This window comes from Bacteroidota bacterium, from assembly GCA_018816945.1.
Lineage (GTDB): Bacteria > Bacteroidota > Bacteroidia > Bacteroidales.
Genome location: JAHIVC010000025.1, coordinates 56,084 through 74,723 on the forward strand (window position 1 = coordinate 56,084; position 18,640 = coordinate 74,723).

An 18,640-nucleotide genomic window follows, 5' to 3' on the forward strand; every position below is an offset into this window, starting at 1 on the left:
GATAACCATTTTGCAAATTGCACCATAAACAAATCATAAAATCAAAATAAATCATGAAAAAAACAATCATCTTATTATTCGCGGCAGCCTTTGGGTTTACGGCTTGTCAGCAAGCCAGTACTGTTGATAAAACAAAAGCCCAAGCGCCATACATTGGAAAAAAGGATCTGAAACTTACATCCGATCTAATGACTCCTGAAGTTTTATGGTCGTTCGGACGCTTAGGAAATGTTACAGTTTCTCCTGATAACTCAACCATTCTATTCAAAACAACTTATTACGACATTCCTCAAAATAAAGGAAATGGAGAATTTTACACCATTAAGACCGATGGTTCAGAATTAAAACAAATTACCAACACTAATTTCAGTGAACAGGAAGGCACCTGGCGACCCGATGGTAAAAAAATAGGATTTCTTTCTTCCGAATCTGGATCAAGCCAGCTTTGGGAGATGAACCCGGATGGAACCGAACGTACTCAAATCTCCAATGTTGAAGGCGGGCTGAATGGATTTAAGTATGCCCCCGATCAATCTAAAATATTGTTTATCCAGGATGTTAAGGTAACTCCTGATGTGCACGATCAATATCCCGATTTACCAAAAGCAAGTGGAATGATTTTTAACGACTTGATGTACAGACATTGGGATCATTTTGTTGATGCTTTGTCGCATGTTTTTGTAGCTGATTATGATGGGACAACTGTAAGTAATCCAATTGATATCATGAAGGGTGAACCTTACGAATCGCCTAATGCTCCTTTCGGTGGGATGGAACAAATAAACTGGAGTCCTGATAGTAAAACGATTGCCTATACCAGCCGTAAAAAAGTTGGGATGGCTTATGCAATTTCAACCAATTCCGACATTTATCTTTATAATTTGGAAAATGGTAAAACCATAAATATTTCTGAAGGAATGATGGGATATGATGTATCTCCAATCTATTCACCCGATGGGACCATGATTGCCTGGGAAAGTATGGAACGCGATGGATACGAAGCAGATAAAGTTCGATTATGGATTTACAATATCGCAACAGGAACCGGCAAAGATTACACGGCCAATTTCGACCAACATACTGAAGGTTTGGAATGGTCGGCTGATTCAAAATCTATTTATTTTACAAGTGTTTGGCAGGCAAAGGGTCAAATTTATCGACTGGATGTTGCTGAAAACAAAATCGCCCAACTTACCAATGGGGTTCAGGATTATCAAGGAGTTATTCCGATAGGCGAGCAATTAATCGCTACCAAAATGTCGATGTCATACCCTTCAGAGATTTTCTCAGTCGACCCGACAAATGGAAGCGACAAACAATTAACATTCATCAACAAAGAGTTACTTGAACAGTTAAGCATGGGTAAAGTGGAAGAAAGATGGGTAACCACTACGGATAACAAACAAATGCTGGTTTGGGTAATTTACCCGCCTCATTTCGATCCAAATAAAAAATACCCTGCTTTGCTTTATTGTAAAGGTGGGCCCCAAGGTGCTCTTAGCCAGGGATGGTCGTACCGTTGGAACTATCAAATTATGGCAGCTAACGACTACATTGTAGTTGCACCAAACCGAAGAGGTGTTGCCGGATTTGGACAGGAATGGGAAGAACAAATCAGCACCGATTATCACGGCCAGAATATGGATGATTATTTAAGTGCAATCGATGCACTGGCAAAAGAACCATTTGTTGATAAAACCAAACTTGGAGCCGTTGGTGCAAGCTATGGTGGTTATTCAGTTTTTTACCTTGCCGGTAATCATGATAAACGTTTTAAAGCTTTTATAGCACACGATGGTATTTTCAATCTAGAAGCACAATATCTCGAAACCGAAGAAATGTGGTTCGAAAACTTTGACATGGGTGGTCCATTCTGGGATAAGGAAAATAAGGTAGCTCAGAATTCATTTGCCCATTCTCCGCACAAATACATTGACAAATGGGATACTCCTATTTTGGTGATCCATGGCGAAAAAGATTACCGGGTTGATTATTCGCAAGGAATGATGGCTTTTAATGCTGCAATATTGAAAGGCATTCCGGCCGAGTTTTTAAGTTTCCCTGACGAAAACCACTGGGTACTTAAACCACAAAACGGTATCCTTTGGCAACGAACCTACTTTAATTGGCTCGACAAATGGCTAAAATAATAATAATAAAAACGAGGCTTCGGCCTCGTTTTTATTTAACTCTTAATAATATTTATTAACTTTCCATCATGTTTTATACTTAATTTACATAAACTAATTTTGCTATATTTGATTAATGCAACTAGCAAATCCAATTAAAAATGAAAAATATCGCAGTTTTTCTTTTTTGCATTAGTTTTTATTCTCTTATTAACGCACAACAGCTAGAAGTAATCAGTACAGGAGGTGGTTACTCTGAAAATGGGCAAGGCTCCATTTCTTTTTCAATAGGAGAAGTAATTATCCAAACCATTGCTCATGGAGATTTATGCTTAACCCAAGGTTTTTGCCAAACAAATATAACCATTACTGCCATCAGTGAGATCAAAGGTTTGGATTATGAATTAATGGCTTATCCCAATCCCACGAAAAATTATGTAATTCTTAAAATTGGCATAGAGAATCTGAGGAAATTAAAATTTATATTGTACGATGCGAATGGAAGGTTGATTTTAATGAAAGAAATTATTTCTGACGAAACACAAATTCCATTCAATTTTTTAATCCCAGCTAATTATTATCTAAAAATTTTCGACGAACTTAAAGAACTTAAAACCTTTAAGATCGTAAAAACCAATTAGTCAGCATATACACCAATTAACTAAAATAATGAAAAAATATTTGATTATCACATTAGTAAATTTGCTAATCAACACATTAATTTTCTCACAGTCCTCTGATGGTTTTAAATATCAAGCCATCATCCGTGATGCGACAGGAAATGTGAATGCCAATGCCAGTATTAGCATGGAAATTTCAATTTTACAAGGCAGTGCAGATGGAATAACTGTCTTCACAGAAATCCACAATATAACATCTAATACTTTTGGATTGGTAAACCTAACTATTGGTTCGCAAAACCCATCAAATTTTGCGCTGATTGATTGGGCAAACGGACCCTATTTTATTAAAATTATTATTGATGGGTTTGAATTTGGAACCAGTCAATTATTAAGCGTGCCATATGCTTTGCATGCAAAAACATCAGAAACTGCGATAACTACTGAAAACTATACAGAGGCTGACCCCTTGTTTTCTGCATCTCCAATCGCAAATATTACCCAAACTCAAATCGATAATTGGACTAATAAGCTGGAGAGTTATTCCGAATCTGATCCATTATTTGATGCTTCTGTAGCCTCAAAAATTACACAAGCAGATCTGGATGCATGGACCAATAAACTAGATTCTTTTTTGGAAACTGATCCTGAATTCGCCGCTTCTATTGCAAAAGGGTTAACAGCCAATGATACGGCATACTGGAACAGTAAACTGGATAATTTTGTAGAGCATGACCCCACTTTTATTGCTCACCCCAGTGCCGGGATAACAGCAGATGATATTGTCAGATGGAAAGCACTTTGGTTTTGGTATACTACGAATGCAGGTGGTTACCAAAAAATTGCAGATGATGGGGATGTAAGTTCTACAAACGAATTACAAACATTAACAATTAGCAATGATACTTTATTTTTAGAAAATGGAGGATTCGTTAAAATATTATCGAGTGGTATTACAGGAACTGATACAGCGAATTGGAACAATAAAAATTACTCAAGCCTTACCAATGCTCCTGACCTAGCCAATTCAACCAATCAAAAAACAATAGCATTAAATACCGATGATAATACCAGTAGCTTAAATATTACTAAAAACAATGGCACCAGCGTTTTTAAAGTTGATGGAAGTGGAGCCATGACGGGAGATGGAAGCGGGCTTTCAAATGTTAGGCCAAAAATCGCTTATGCTCAGGGTAACCTATCTGTTTATTTTCATGAAGGTATGATTCCCGGGCTCAACCTTTATGAAGCCCAAATTATGCGTGAGGTTACAATTAACTGCCCGGGTCCAGGCATTATTTTTGCCCATGCCAGTGGTTATTGCGACTGGGAAAGCAAAGAAGAAGACCTGGTAAGAATTTGGTTTTGGCCGCATCCAACTGTTTCACCTACGTCCAGTTGGGAAACCCCTGATTTTCACAATTTAAGAATTGTAAGCGACTATCAATGTGCCGATTCGTCAGATCAATATACCAGTTGGTCAATATCAAAAATATATACAATCAATAGTGCTCAAAATTTTACGGTTTATGTTTGTGCCGATAAACCATTTACCGAATCAAAATTTTTAATTGGGGATGTGGTTCTGTCTCTAATGTTTTTCCCAACCGGTGGAACAGACGGTGGTATGCTTCTAAAAACAAATGAAACAAATAAAATTGATCCATTGCCTAAAGTTGCACCCGGGAGTATTGATGGGAATTCTCCAGTGTCAAATGATTTTCCACCACCAAACAAGGATTCAGAGAAATCTTTAATTATTCAAATGGAGCAACGAATAAAAACCTTAGAAGAAAGGTTGGAGAAAATAATCAAAGAAAAATAAATCCAAAATGAGGATGACTTCTTTATAAGTGTCATCCTGATTAATTTTCTAAAAAAACCATATTTTAATTGAGCTAAGTTTTAATCGATATTATATTATCTGAATAAAAATATTACCTAGACGATTTGCAATTTACCACTCTATAACCTCTATTCACCGATTTTCATTTTAAATTCCGGTATCCCTATTATAATTTTGCTTCATCAAATAATAAAATCAATATATTTTTGTAATCAAAATTTATTTTAATGAAAACATTACTCATCGATTGTAATCCTGATAAAGCCGATATTGTTTCGGAGAACATGGTTATAAGAACAGCGCAAATCTTTAAAAATCATGGTGATCATACTCAAAGAATAAATATTCGAGAATTGAATATCAATTTTTGTATCGGATGCTGGGATTGTTGGGTAAAAACTCCCGGGAAATGCACCATCAAAGATGAAATGCAGTATATTCATCAGGCTGTTATTAACGCTGATCATGTTATTTTCCTGAGTCCATTAAAGATGGGGTTTATTTGCACAGAAATGAAAAAAATTCAGGAAAGAATTATCCCACTTCTGCTGCCAACCATCGATATCGTTGAAGGGGAATTCCATCATAAAAAAAGATACGATAAATACCCAAAATTATCTTTACTTATGTTGCGCGAAATAGATACTACAGATGACGACATTAAGATTAATCAAGATATTTTTAAAAGGTTTGCCCTGAATTTCAGGTCGGAAGTTTTGTTTTCAACCACCTATGGTTATCAATTTGAGGAAATAATTTATGAAGCTTGCAATTTTGAACGGATCTCCGAGAAAGCTAAAGAGCAACTCGAAGCTGTTAATGGATAAATTTATTGAAGGGTTTACAAAAACCAGAACTAATAATTATAGTCTTGGATATTTGTCGGCAGTAGCCAAAATCCATGAGCATATGGATCAGATCAGGGATTCTGAATATATCATTATTATTTTCCCTTTATATGCTGACTCAATGCCCGGAAGGGTAAAGTTATTTATCGAATCGCTTGAAAATACTAAGGTTTTCGAGGAGAAAAAAATTGGATTTGTTGTTCAATCGGGATTTCCTGAGGCACACCACTCTATTTTCATTGAACGCTATCTTCACAATTTAACAAATCGATTTGGAGCTGAATATCTTGGTACTGTTATAAAAGGGGGAGTTGAAGGCATACAGATAATGCCAGGTTGGATGACAAAGAAATTATTCAATCAGTTTTACGAATTAGGAGAAATATTCGGACAAAAAGGACAGTTCGACGCCAAGATTTGTGAAGAACTTGCAAAACCTTATAAGTTGTCGAAAACCAACTTAAGTATATACAAACTTTTGATGAAAACAGGCTTAAATGATTTTTATTGGAATCAGCAACTTAAGAAGAATGAGGCCTTTGCTTTGCGTTTCGATCGCCCTTATCTCTGCGAAGAATTATAATTATCTTAGAATCTTATTCTCAAGATTAATTGATTCACTATCAATTCTACTTGTTGCTCAAACGAGCTTGTTTTACCCATATTTGAACAGTTCTTTGCCTTACTTTCATAACACCATACTTTTGCGCTTCCGATCCTGTTCCTGTCATCAAATTAGGATTACCGGATATCCCATAACCTCTACTCATTTGAGCATTTCGCATTGCGTTTGGGTTAATTAAATAATTATAATAGTTCACACCAAGCTGGGCCTCTCCAAGTTCAAAGCCATAACTAAAGGCTGATTTTTTTGTAATTACAGAAGAATAATCCACTCCAAATATTTTATTGAGAGGAATTCTTGCTTCATAATAGAGAATGTGATAAGTATCAATATAAATCATCATATTCACTCCTTCCTTGCTTTGATGACTTGGAAAGGTTTCATCAACTTTGCCATCTTCAGAAATCACATTAATAGCTTCGTCTCCCTTCATAAAACGACTGTTAACCTTTTCGGTTTCCAGATGAAGCATTTCCAATTTTTCTCTCAATTCCACATCCTTCCCACCCGATGTTATCGCATTAATCTCCAGTCTTGCCTTTTCATTTGATAAGGGGAAAACATATCCCAACTTTTTCTTTGCTTTCCCTTCAGTATCGAACCATAATACTAGTCCGTTCATTAAAATTTTCCGTTGGTTTCTTTCATCCACCACTTTCAACTTTACATATAGATAGTTTTCATCATTGCTTAACCCATAAACCATACCTTGCTCCGAGGTCGTCAAGGTTCCACCGGTCCAATCCTGATTTAATTCATTCAATTTAAATTCTTTATTTTGATATGCACTTTGATAAATTGGCCCTTTGGCACATGAAACGAGGATCAGTAAAAATACTTGGAACAGTATAAGATTAATTAGTTTTTGCATTTTAAATTCTTTTTTTGTTGTTAATATACAAGGTTATAAAATTATGATATTCTTGCTTATAATAAAAATAACAATGATTAGCATTCAATATTTAAATTTTGAAAAATGAAATGTTATATTTGTCATTCAACTTATAATTGGCCAAATCATGAAATACACATCCAGCATACTCAGTTTATTCTTTCTATTAATCATTGGCAGCTCTAACGCCCAAACCTTAAATAAGGAAGATTTAAGTTTAATGGAATACCGAAACCTGGGCCCACACCGAACCGGTGCATGGATCTCTTCAATTGCAATCCCTCAAACAAATAATCCGGTCCATAAATATACTTATTACGTCACGGGCCGTTATGGTGGAGTTTGGAAAACAATTAATAATGGTACCACTTTTTTCCAGGTTTTCGATTCGGTTGGGGTAAGCAGTATTGGTGCTGTTGCTGTTTCTTCATCCAATCCTGATCATGTTTGGGTTGGGACAGGCGAGGCTTATTGTGCCAGAAGTACGCACGCAGGCAAAGGTGTTTTCAAATCTGTGAATGGTGGAAAAAATTGGGATTTTATGGGATTAGAAGATACTCAGCATATTTCTACTTTAATCATTCATCCTACAAATCCAAACATTGTTTGGGTAGCCGCCATGGGGCATTTATTCACATCTAACGATGAACGTGGGGTTTTCAAAACCAGCGATGGAGGTAAAACATGGAAAAAAACCTTATTTATTGACAAAAATACAGGGGTGATCGACCTGATTATCAATCCTAAAAACCCAAAAATTTTGTATGCTGCTGCCTACGAAAAATACCGTTATCCCTGGCACTATGAAGCAGGAGGAGAAAATTCAGCTATTTATAAAAGTATTGATGGTGGCGATCATTGGATAAAGTTAACAACAGACCTGCCTTCAGGCAAATTAGGAAGAATCGGGCTGGCACTTTGTTATAATCAACCTGAAATTGTTTATGCTGTTGTTGAAAATTTAAATCCTAAACCCGGCATTATCGTCGATGAGAATGTTGAAATGAATGCTTTACGTGACCCCTATTTTGATCAAATGATCGGTGGAGAAGTATACCGATCAAATGACAATGGAATAAAATGGCAAAAAATGAATACCGATAGCTGCAATGTTAGTGCTAAGGCTGCTTATTCTTTCAATAAAATAATAGTAAATCCAGATAATCCGGATCAGATTTTTGTTAGCAGCGATGGCTTACTTTATTCGCGTGATGGAGGAAGAACCTGGCCCAATTGCCAGTGGGGAGGTGGTGAATTATTTAAGAATATGTTTGGTGATTATCGAACATTTTGGGTTAATCCGAAAGATGGACGCCACATGATGTTTGGTAGTGATGGCGGGCTTTACGAAACTTTCGATGGAGGTTTGACCGTTAACCATAAATATCACATCCCTTTGGGCGAAATTTACAATGTTGAAACAGATGATGCCGAACCATATAATATCTATCTGGGATTACAGGATCATGAAGCATGGAAAGGCCCTTCGAATGGATGGTCGGGAAGGGTTGGCGTTGAAGCCTGGAATATTGTGGGTATGTGGGATGGTATGTATACTAGGGTTGACCCCAACGATAACCGTTGGGCTTACTCAACAACTCAGTTTGGCGGACATTTACGAATCGATCAGGAAAGAGGCGAAAGGGTTGATATTCAACCAAAAGCAGCAGAAGGTAATGCTCCATATCGATTTCCATGGACGCCTGCTTTGGAAATTTCACAGTTCAATTCAAAAACAATTTATACAGGGGGCCAGATGTTGCTTCGTTCAACAGATCAGGGCGAACATTGGGAAGAAATCAGTCCTGATTTAACCACTAATGATGCTAAAAAAATTGCCGGAAAAGGACACATGATGTATTGTACCATTACCAGCATTTCAGAATCACCTGTTCAAGCCGGGGTGATCTGGGTTGGAACAGATGATGGGCGGATTCACCTTACGCGAAATAATGGAAAAAATTGGGAAGAAATGACTGATAAAATCAGCAAAGTAGGTGGACCTAAAGATTATTGGGTAAGCAGAGTGCTTAGTTCACAGCATGATGCTGCCATAGCTTATGTTTGCAAATCGGGATTCAGAAATGATGATTTCACTCCAATGATTTTTAAAACAACTGATTTCGGGCAAAGCTGGACAAAAATCACCAACGGAATTTCGAATGCACCTGTAAATGTCATCAGCGAAGATCCACAGAAACAGGATTTACTTTATGCCGGAAATGATGAAGGAGTTTTTATTTCTTTTAATGGAGGAGAAAATTGGCAAAGCCTAAGAAGTAATATGCCTGTTGTTGCTGTTAAAGATCTAAAAGTACAACCCAGAGAAAACGACTTAATAGTTGGGACTTATGGTCGTGGTGCATTCATCATGGATGTATCGTTATTACAGCAACTGGATAATAATATATTAAATCAGGAAGCTTACCTGTTTGAAATTGAAACAAAACCTGAAAGGAATTATTCTGAACGAGCCTATTGGGGCAATTATGTATTATCCGGCGATTCGCACGCTTTTACTGAAAATGAAGAGAATGGGATGGTGATTTATTATTATCTCAAAAATGATGATCAGGAAGCAACAATCGAGATTTATGATGCGATGGGGAAATCTGTCAAAGAACTTAAAATTGACCATACTGCCGGACTGCACAAAACAATATGGTTTGGCAGGGATTTCAAGATGGGAAATTATTTGGTCAAATTTAAAACCAGCCGTCAGGAATTTACACATGAAGCCATTGTTAAATCAGCTCCAATCTGGCCAATTGGGCATACATATAAATAACCTATGATCTCATTTATTTTTATTTGATAATTCGATTGAAGGTTTTACTTTTGCCTTACCAAATATTATAGCTAGCACCGTAGTTTAACATTAATTTATCAGTGCTTAAATTGAATTTCTTTCCAAGAATCCTCAATTTTGCGTAAAAATGAAAGTATGATCAAAAAAGAATTATTGTTGCTTATTTTTATGGCAACCTGTGTAATTACATTTTCACAAAAAACATCTGTTTTAAAAGGAAAAGTAACAGATAAAAAAATGCAAGTTCTTGCAGGAGTGCACATTTATCTGAATCAAAATCAATTAGGAACTATTACGAATGCAGTTGGTGAATATTCGTTAGCCAACCTTTTAACTGGCATACAAACGATTGATATTTCGTATACAGGATTTGCTCCGCAAACAATAGAATTTAACACAAACAAGGGGTTGAACACCCTAAATATTATTTTAGAAGAAAGCATTCATAACCTTCAGGGAGTAGTTGTTTCGGCTCAAAAACGCGAACAACAAATCCAGGACGTTCCAATTAGCATCAGTGCTATAAGCAATCAAACTATTTCGGATTTAAACATTCAGAATTTGGAAGATTTTTCAAGTTTGGTTCCCGGGTTAAACATCAGGGTTCAAAGCAGTCAGCATCCCAATTTTGTTATACGTGGATTAACAAGTGATGAAGTTAGCCCAAATGCGCAGCCCAGGGTTTCTTTGTTCTTTAACAATGTACCTATAACTCAGGCGAGCGGTGGTGTATTGGAATTTTACGATATGGATCGGATTGAAGTTTTAAAAGGCCCTCAAGGATCTACATTTGGCAGAGGTGCTCAAATTGGGGCCGTTCATTTCCTTACAAAAATGCCTGACAATGATTTCGGAGGCTATATCTCGGGTGGAATTGGAAGTTACTCACAAACAGATTTCAATGCCGCCGTTAATTTACCCATCATAAAAAACAAATTGAATACCCGTATTGCAGCAGTTTACAACAAACAGGACGGATATGTTAAAAACACCTTCGGAGGAACATTGAATGGAAAGGACACAAAGGGAGTTCGATTTTCAACGAGATATTTACCAACTGCTAAAACCAAACTCGATTTTATTTTTAATTTCCAACAAGACAGAGCACCCGGAGTAGCTTTTATGAGCGGGATGTACCCAAATACCAATGGTATTAAAGATATATTCTCATATGAAGCATCTTTGGATAAAGGTGAAGAATTAAAAACCAACAAAGATTTGGTAAATTTCATTTTAAACTTCCGGCACTATTTTAACGAGAACTTATTTTTAACAAGCATCACATCTTATCAAACTAATAAATCATTTGAACGATTTGACGGCGATGGTTCGGCTGCCGCTGCAATCGACATGTCGGGCACCATTAATGCAAATCAATTAAGTCAGGAAGTAAGATTAAATTATAGGCTTGGAAACAAATTTAACGGTTTCAGCGGTTTGAACTATTTCCGTGAAAATACGGATCAAACTTATTGGTTTTCACCAAACGAAACACATATGGTTCATCTCTTCTTTGACCCAAGTTATATGATCATGCCAAACGGGCAACCCTATATTCTTTCAGCTTTGCCTTTGGATCCAAGACTTGGACCACTAGGCGGTATGCCATTACCAGCACATCACGAGGAAGAAAATTTCACTTCTGCCGAAAACAGGGCTTTTGAATTATTTTCGGATGGAAGTATGGATATCAGTCCGAGATTTAGACTGAGTGGTGGTTTAAGAATCGTTTTTGACCACTCAAATGTAAGTAACCAAGCATCGTTTACAGCCGGTTCTCAATCAACATTAGGAATGTTAACCGGAAATTATCCGAACTTATTTTTCAAACCATCTGCTTTACAATCAACTTCTTCAAATTTTATTGGATTCACCGGAAGATTAGTTGCCAGTTATAAGTTGAACGAAAATTCAAACCTTTTTGTGTCCTACGCCAAAGGCCGAAGACCGAATGTCATCCAATATCAGTCGGATGGAAGTTCTGAAATTTTGGACGCTGAAATCGTGAACAGTTTTGATTTTGGTTACAAAACAGTCATAAACAATCAATTCATTTTTGATGCTGCTATTTATTATTATGACTATCATAATTTCCAAACCAATGCCTGGGTTGCCGACCCGGTAAGCGGAAATTTTGCCTATATAATTAAGGATGGGGGAAAAGCAACTACCTATGGACTTGAAACCTCTTTCCAGTACAGCATAACTGAACATTTTAAACTTTTTGGAAATTATGCATTCACCCATGCCCGATACAATAAAAAAGATAAGGATGGAAATGAACAGGAATATGCAGAAAATCAATTCCGTTTAACCCCGGATCATAGTTTTAATTTAAGCATGAAATACCAAACTCCCTTGAATGATGAAATCCTTTTATTTACCACACCGTCTTTCTCTTATAAATCGCATTTCTTTTTTGAAGATGCAAACAATGAAGGCATAGAGCAAGATGCATACGCAATATTAAATTTATCGATTGGAGCAAAATTTTTAAAACCCTCACTAACCTTCACTTTATTCTCTCATAACTTATTAAATGAGCAATATTTAATAGGTGCCGGAAATTCAGGAAGTATGTTTGGAATTCCAACTTTTGTCCCCTCACAACCGAGAACTTTTGGATTTAAAGTAAGTTGGGATTTTTAATTAAAAGAGATAATTGGGATGGTTTTCTATAAACCAGGACGCCATCCCAATTATTATTTAGCAAGTAGTTCTTTTCTCCCATCCGAATAACATCGGTAAAGCTCTTTTCCTGAAATTAAAAGCCCTTGAGCAGATTTGCCGCTTTCATCAATGCGAACATCAATGGAGACTACTTTACCTTCATAAGAAATGCTTATCCCGGGCAGTTCGTTATGGCCCAAAATCATCCTATTCAACCCTTTTGAACCTAAAAATACATCAACAAACTGTTGAGGAACTCGGGGAGCTGTATTTTCGGAATAGCCATAACCCCTGTACCACAATGGTCCGTATGCACTTAAAATATCATGTTCAAGGCTTCCATCAACTATTTCCTTGCCCGAATTCAAATAATTTTGAAGTGCAAGGTTTATTTCTGTAAAACTGTACTTTTTTATTTCAAATTGAGGGGAGATTCCGGCATGCATAAATAAATTATCGTTGATTTGCAATATAACATTCTGATTCCGCAACCATCTGCCCAATACAGTTTCTTTGGCGTAAAGCTGAAAATAATTTGTAACTATATAACTTGTGAAATAATTATATTTCTCATTTATATATCGGTGATCACCTGTCAGTGCCATCGTTTCATGATTTCCGAGTAGAACGAACAAATTTCCGCCGGCCTCTGCTGCTTCAAAACTCAATTCATGCAAAAACCAAAGCGTTTCGGTAACCATGCTTCCACGATCAATTAAATCGCCCAGAAATACCAGTTGTCCTTTTCCGAAATTCCATTTTAAATCCGAATCTATAACCTTATTATTGATCAATAAATTTATTAATGCCTTATAATTACCATGAATATCACCAACCGCAAATATCTCACCGTCGGTGCTTATTTTATAAGGAACAGGGCTGTACTTTTTCTGAAAATGATAAGTATTTTTATCCCTGCCAAAACCTTTTATAATGGTGTCTTTATTCGAAAAGTCTATTGTTTTTTCGATGATCCGAGTAGAATTTTCTGACTGAACCCGCTCAAAGTAAACCATATTTAATTCATCTTCTTTGACTTTATAAATGTACGGGCCGTCATGCAATGAAGGTATCGTTTTTGAACCGAATACTTTAGCCTCCATATCTGCAATATATTTCTTTGCATCTAAATTTCCCCAATATGATGTATAATAAGTTGCCCGATTTCCTGATGAATTTTCGAGTGTCGGGTCGGCACCTCTATCAATTAGAAGTTTACACATTGGCATATTATTATACCTAACAGCAAATATTAAGGGTGTATTTAAATTCCTATCCCTATAATTAACATTTGCCCCGAATTCAATCAATAAGCGTGCAATCCGATTACGGTCATATTTAATGGCCCATAACAGTAGAGGGTATTTACCGCTTACATGATTCGGATCTGCACCTTTATTTAGAAATAATTTGGCAATTACAGTTTGATCGTATTTAATGGCATAATATAAACCTGATTTTCCATCGCTAAATTCACAATCATAATCAGGTTTTTCCTTTAAAACTGTAAAAACATATTTATCATCTCCATTTTTTATTGCCTTAATCAGCTCTTTTTCATCTGCGGTATTCGCTTTCATTATCTGAAGCCAAAATAGCAATATCAGGAAAAACCCGAATTTTATGTAGGCTATTTTCATCCGTAATAATTTTAATAAATAGGTTGGATGGAACTCGCATATGAGATTTTCATCCTTTATTGTTTCGTTAAACGATTATGCTCGTTTCATAAAACATCAAATTAGTTGTGCAATATTCGTGCATTCTCAATAAACACCCTCCCGACTTGTTTATCATGATTAATTATTTGATAAAACTCATCCAGGTATTTTATTATTCTCTTTTTCTCACTCTTCTTTAATAATTCAAAATTGTTAAACAAATCATAAATTTCTTTTTTCCTTGAGTTAAAAAGTTGAATATTGGTGTTTATGATTTCGATAGGTTTTTTAAAACCACGATAGACTCTCTCCTGAACAGTTTGGGTTTTTAGTATAGAATTAGGCTTTGCATAATATGCCGACACCATACCGCTCCAATCAAAATCATAAGGGATTGCTATTCCCGGAAGCTTTTGTTCTTCATCCTTTAGAATAATAACATTATGTAATTCATAGGTGGAATAATCGGTATTTCCGATCATGAATTGAAACATATCCATTAAACAGGTATGATATGGATTTAATCTGATTGTGTGAATCTTAACAGAGTCCAATTCTACCCCGTTTAATCTTTTGGCAACGTGCATTTCACGCTCAATAAAGAATGCGAAGCGTTGTATAGAGTCATTTTTTCGATCATTATAAACATAATTAATCATGGCGGGCCTAACTTTAAATGAACTATCCGTCAACAGATTAAATGCTTTATAAATTAGATATTCAATGATGGTATTTTGCTCGTAAACAGCAGCTTTATTACAATGTGTTACAAGTTTAATGGCTTTTTGACCCTCAAAAATAGTATTAGATAATCCATCTTCGGAGAAGCGTAAACGCAAAGGTGTAAAAGCGCAAATATCCGGCATCCTTCTAGAAGTTCCTCTGGTTCTAATTTCAATTTCAAATTCTTTACGATGACTCGTCACATCATCCCATGTCAGTGTAGCAGGGAAATAAGTTTTATCATCCGAATTTGCAAATACTTGATTAAAATCAGCCCGGAGCTTGAGTTGGATCATCGACTCGGATTGAAACAAAGGCAATACAGCACCTGTCTGTGTTTGAGCCGGTAAATTGCCGAATGAAACTAATACTAAACCCAGAATTAGCCCTAACTGCAATAATTCAAATTTCAATTTTTTATGCAGTTTATCTTGTTCCATCATTCACTCCTCATTAATTTTAATGATAATCTATTCAACTTTCACAATCAAAAATACGAATAAGTAAATAAATATAACGATTTTGTAATTTTATATTACTTTCGACGTATCATAATAGGTTGTTGAAATCAGAATTATTATCTTAGTAATTAAATCCTATTTACATGAATAAAATTGATCATACATTAATAATTGAGGCAGAGAACTTCGTTAAAAACTTACTGGATGATAAATTAGCTCGCGAATTTTATTATCATGATTTCAAGCATGCAATGGCTGTTAAAGACTATGTTGAAGTAATCGCTAAAGAATGTAATTTAAATGAAGCTGATATAAATCTATTACGGATAGCTGCACTATTTCATGATACCGGATTTATCAGCTCAGTTGAAAACCATGTTGAGCAGGGCATCGAAATCGTAACGGATTTTTTAAACAATCATTTAATTGATAAGGAGAGTATTAATAATATCACTGAAATTATTATGGCTTCGAAGATGCCACAAAATCCAAAAAACAAACTTTCCGAAATTTTATGTGATGCCGATTTGATGTATATAGCAGAAGACAACTGTTATGAACACATGGAAGCCATGTATGAAGAAGCGGTAATCACTCATGAAGAATACAGTAATCGTAATCTTTTTGATTTGGAGACCATCCGATTTTTTTCAAGACATACTTATTTTACCGATTTCGGGAAAAGGGTACTACAACCTAAAAAAGAGGCAGCAGAAGGGTTAATTATCGAACGGATGAAGAGAAGGGAAGCAAGGAAAGGCAAGAAAGGGATTGTTATTAATGCAGATAAGAAGATAAGCTTTTATTCGAGAGGCGTTGAAACTCTTTTGCGACTTACGGCCCGAAACCAAATCAACTTAAATTCCATTGCCGATCAGAAATCAAACATATTAATTTCTGTAAATGCGATTATTATTTCCATCATCATTACCATGCTGGTGAGAAACGCTTCTGATATATCGCAAAATTTTTACCCCGTGATGATCTTGTTGTTTGTTTGCCTTTCGACCATTATTCTCGCCATCTTATCTACTCGCCCCAATGTCAAATGGGGTAATTTTACCAAAGAGGAAATAAAAGAGAAAAAAGTTGATCTGATTTTTTTTGGTAACTTTATCCATATGGAATATGACGACTATCTTGAATCATTCAAAAGCATGATGGAGAGTGACGAAGATTTATATGCCACAATGATTAAAAACCAATATTCATTAGGGATAATCCTGGCCAAAAAATTCAGATTGCTTAAGTTTGCTTATAACGTCTTTATGATCGGGCTTTGCATCACCGTGATCAGTTTTCTGATCAATCTGTTTTATTCATAAACTAATATCTAGTCCTTATCTTCAAAAGCATAAATATCTTTAATTAAATGATCGTAAGTAGCTTTTACCAGCTTACGTTTTAATTTCAGTGTTTGTGACAATTCTCCGGTAACAGGGGACCACTCATCGGCCACAAGCCTGAATTTTTTGATTTGCTCAGTTGAACCAAGTCGTTTATTTAAATGCGAAACTTCCTTCTGAATTCTTGAAATCAATTCCGGCTTTGAAATTAAATCACTATTTGTATGATAATGGATTTTATGTTTTGCAGCCCAGAAATGCAGGGTATTAAAGCTCGGAGAAATGATTGCACTGGCAAATTTCTGATTTTCGCCCACTACTATCAATTGCTCAATGAATGGTGATTCTTTAAAAATATTTTCAATTACCTGTGGGGCAATATATTTCCCTGAAGATATCTTGAAAATTTCCTTTTTACGATCCGTGATTTTTAAAAATCGGCCTTCAACCATAACTCCTATATCTCCTGTATGAAGCCATCCATCCTTATCTATCACTTCATTGGTTTGCGCTTCATCTTTATAATATCCCATCATGATCCCATCACCTTTTGCAAGGATTTCGCCATCTTCTGCCAATTTAATGGTTACGCCAGGCAATGCGGGCCCAACTGTCCCAAACATTACGTTGTCGGTATTTGTAGGGTCGTTAACGGCAATAACCGGGGATGATTCTGTTAAGCCAAAGCCTTCGTATATGGGCATTTCAGCTGCCCAAAAAATCCGTTGCAATCTGGTTTGCAAAGCGGACCCCCCCGACACGATTAAATTCACACTTCCACCCAACCCTGCTCTCCATTTACTAAAGATTAATTTTCGGGCAATTTTTAATCTCTGATTGTAATACCAACCCTGGTTTTTATGTATATCATAACTTTTACCAATGCGTACTGCCCAGAAAAATAAAAATTTCTTTATTCCGCTCAGGTCCTTTCCTTTGGCTATAATACTATCGTAAACTTTTTCCAATAATCTTGGAACGGTATTAAATACATGAGGTTTTATTTCTTTGATGAACTCCCCTATTTTAGCCAGATTTTCAACATAATAAATACTTACCCCGTTCAATTGGAAATTATAAACCATCATCCGCTCATAAACATGGCATAAAGGAAGGAAGCTTAAAGCCCGATGTGTGTCATTTAGAGGTAACATTTTACCTGTCGTCATTGAGTTACTTAGCAGATTCTTATGCGATAACATCACTCCTTTGGGGTTTCCTGTTGTTCCCGAAGTATAAATGATAGTTAATAAATCTTCGGTTTTTATACCGTCTTTTCTATCCTGAAGCATTTGACCGAATTCATCCCTTTTTCCTTTACCAATCTCAGCTATTTCTTTCCAATTCTTTACACCTTCAATCTGGTTAAAGGTATAAACCTGATCGGCTAAATTTACTTTTATAATGCTTGGCATAAGCTTATCCAATAACAATTTATCTGAAATAAAGAGCATCCTGATTTCAGCATGTTTAAAGATAAATTCATGATCACTATCACTTAAAGTTGGGTATATCGGAACATGAATTGCCCCTACCTGGGCCAGGCTCATATCCATAAAATTCCATTCAGGGCGATTTGTTGTTATGGTCCCTATTTTATCACCTTTGTTAACTCCAAGTGCCAAAAAGCCCAAACTTAAGAGTTCAACCATTTCCAGATAATCCTTTGATGAATAAGTGATCCAGTTAGTATCCACTTTTCTAGCGAAGGCAACTTCTTTATCTGCATAATTTACGCGATAAAGATCCAAAATATCAAAAATTCGTGTCATACTCATAACTTAAAATATCTATAAACTATTAACTAAATTTCAATCTCAACAACTATGTGTTGACCAATTTGAACATACAGGCAACTAATTTGACATTTATTAATCCGGATTGGATATTATAAAATGACGGCATTGCAGGCTTTTTTTTAAATCCTCTATTATGGGCGAAAGTTAATAATATTAATTTGTATTCGATCCTAACCTCATTAAATATTATTTAAAAGTTCTATCCTAAAAT

The 18,640-nt window shown here is 35.8% G+C and carries 12 protein-coding genes; 8 read left to right on the plus strand and 4 right to left on the minus strand.

The features are described from left to right. Positions 1–53 precede the first annotated feature (53 nt). The 5 genes from KKG99_04965 to KKG99_04985 all read left to right on the plus strand — a co-directional run bounded on the left by KKG99_04965 (position 54) and on the right by KKG99_04985 (position 6,026). Positions 54–2,150, plus strand: a complete 2,097-nt coding sequence (locus tag KKG99_04965) for a S9 family peptidase (GenBank protein MBU1012334.1) — start codon at positions 54–56, stop codon at positions 2,148–2,150. 140 nt (positions 2,151–2,290) lie between these two features. Beyond that, positions 2,291–2,770, plus strand: a complete 480-nt coding sequence (locus KKG99_04970; protein MBU1012335.1) for a T9SS type A sorting domain-containing protein — start codon at positions 2,291–2,293, stop codon at positions 2,768–2,770. A 28-nt stretch (positions 2,771–2,798) separates the two neighbouring features. After that, positions 2,799–4,574 carry a hypothetical protein gene (locus KKG99_04975; protein MBU1012336.1) on the plus strand — a complete coding sequence of 592 codons (1,776 nt, stop codon included), beginning with the start codon at positions 2,799–2,801 and terminating at the stop codon, positions 4,572–4,574. A 248-nt stretch (positions 4,575–4,822) separates the two neighbouring features. Continuing rightward, positions 4,823–5,422 (plus strand): NAD(P)H-dependent oxidoreductase, encoded by a 600-nt coding sequence (locus KKG99_04980; GenBank protein ID MBU1012337.1) that lies wholly within the window; start codon positions 4,823–4,825, stop codon positions 5,420–5,422. After that, on the plus strand, positions 5,355–6,026 hold the full coding sequence (locus KKG99_04985) for an NAD(P)H-dependent oxidoreductase (protein MBU1012338.1): 672 nt from the start codon (positions 5,355–5,357) through the stop codon (positions 6,024–6,026). The genes KKG99_04980 and KKG99_04985 overlap by 68 nt, the downstream gene beginning before the upstream one ends. Before the next feature lie 46 nt (positions 6,027–6,072). Here KKG99_04985 and KKG99_04990 read toward each other — a convergent pair whose 3' ends face one another. Further along, on the minus strand, positions 6,073–6,939 hold the full coding sequence (locus tag KKG99_04990; GenBank protein ID MBU1012339.1) for a hypothetical protein: 867 nt from the start codon (positions 6,937–6,939) through the stop codon (positions 6,073–6,075). 148 nt (positions 6,940–7,087) lie between these two features. Here KKG99_04990 and KKG99_04995 point away from each other — a divergent pair, with 148 nt between their 5' ends. Beyond that, positions 7,088–9,748, plus strand: coding sequence for a hypothetical protein (locus tag KKG99_04995; GenBank protein ID MBU1012340.1), 2,661 nt, complete (start codon positions 7,088–7,090; stop codon positions 9,746–9,748). Between the two features lie 156 nt (positions 9,749–9,904). Continuing rightward, positions 9,905–12,418, plus strand: coding sequence for a TonB-dependent receptor (locus tag KKG99_05000; protein ID MBU1012341.1), 2,514 nt, complete (start codon positions 9,905–9,907; stop codon positions 12,416–12,418). Positions 12,419–12,471: 53 nt separating this feature from the next. Here the strand turns inward: KKG99_05000 and KKG99_05005 are convergent, their stop codons facing one another. Further along, the gene (locus tag KKG99_05005; GenBank protein ID MBU1012342.1) at positions 12,472–14,079 is read right to left on the minus strand and encodes an ankyrin repeat domain-containing protein; all 1,608 of its coding nucleotides are present in this window, start codon (positions 14,077–14,079) and stop codon (positions 12,472–12,474) included. A 101-nt stretch (positions 14,080–14,180) separates the two neighbouring features. Continuing rightward, on the minus strand, positions 14,181–15,266 hold the full coding sequence (locus KKG99_05010) for a hypothetical protein (protein ID MBU1012343.1): 1,086 nt from the start codon (positions 15,264–15,266) through the stop codon (positions 14,181–14,183). 161 nt (positions 15,267–15,427) lie between these two features. Between KKG99_05010 and KKG99_05015 the strand changes: the two genes are divergently transcribed. Further along, on the plus strand, positions 15,428–16,609 hold the full coding sequence (locus tag KKG99_05015) for an HD domain-containing protein (GenBank protein MBU1012344.1): 1,182 nt from the start codon (positions 15,428–15,430) through the stop codon (positions 16,607–16,609). Between the two features lie 8 nt (positions 16,610–16,617). Here the strand turns inward: KKG99_05015 and KKG99_05020 are convergent, their stop codons facing one another. Continuing rightward, a complete protein-coding gene (locus KKG99_05020; protein ID MBU1012345.1) occupies positions 16,618–18,408 on the minus strand; it encodes a long-chain fatty acid--CoA ligase in 1,791 nt (596 codons plus the stop codon). Positions 18,409–18,640 lie beyond the last annotated feature (232 nt).

Coding starts and splice junctions, on each gene's coding strand:
- KKG99_04980 (MBU1012337.1), top strand. CDS start 4,823: ATGAAAACATTACTCATCGATTGTAATCCTGATAAAGCCGATATTGTT.
- KKG99_05010 (MBU1012343.1), bottom strand. CDS start 15,266: ATGATGGAACAAGATAAACTGCATAAAAAATTGAAATTTGAATTATTG.
- KKG99_04990 (MBU1012339.1), bottom strand. CDS start 6,939: ATGCAAAAACTAATTAATCTTATACTGTTCCAAGTATTTTTACTGATC.
- KKG99_04985 (MBU1012338.1), top strand. CDS start 5,355: ATGAAGCTTGCAATTTTGAACGGATCTCCGAGAAAGCTAAAGAGCAAC.
- KKG99_05005 (MBU1012342.1), bottom strand. CDS start 14,079: ATGAAAATAGCCTACATAAAATTCGGGTTTTTCCTGATATTGCTATTT.
- KKG99_04965 (MBU1012334.1), top strand. CDS start 54: ATGAAAAAAACAATCATCTTATTATTCGCGGCAGCCTTTGGGTTTACG.
- KKG99_04975 (MBU1012336.1), top strand. CDS start 2,799: ATGAAAAAATATTTGATTATCACATTAGTAAATTTGCTAATCAACACA.
- KKG99_05020 (MBU1012345.1), bottom strand. CDS start 18,408: ATGAGTATGACACGAATTTTTGATATTTTGGATCTTTATCGCGTAAAT.
- KKG99_05015 (MBU1012344.1), top strand. CDS start 15,428: ATGAATAAAATTGATCATACATTAATAATTGAGGCAGAGAACTTCGTT.
- KKG99_05000 (MBU1012341.1), top strand. CDS start 9,905: ATGATCAAAAAAGAATTATTGTTGCTTATTTTTATGGCAACCTGTGTA.
- KKG99_04995 (MBU1012340.1), top strand. CDS start 7,088: ATGAAATACACATCCAGCATACTCAGTTTATTCTTTCTATTAATCATT.
- KKG99_04970 (MBU1012335.1), top strand. CDS start 2,291: ATGAAAAATATCGCAGTTTTTCTTTTTTGCATTAGTTTTTATTCTCTT.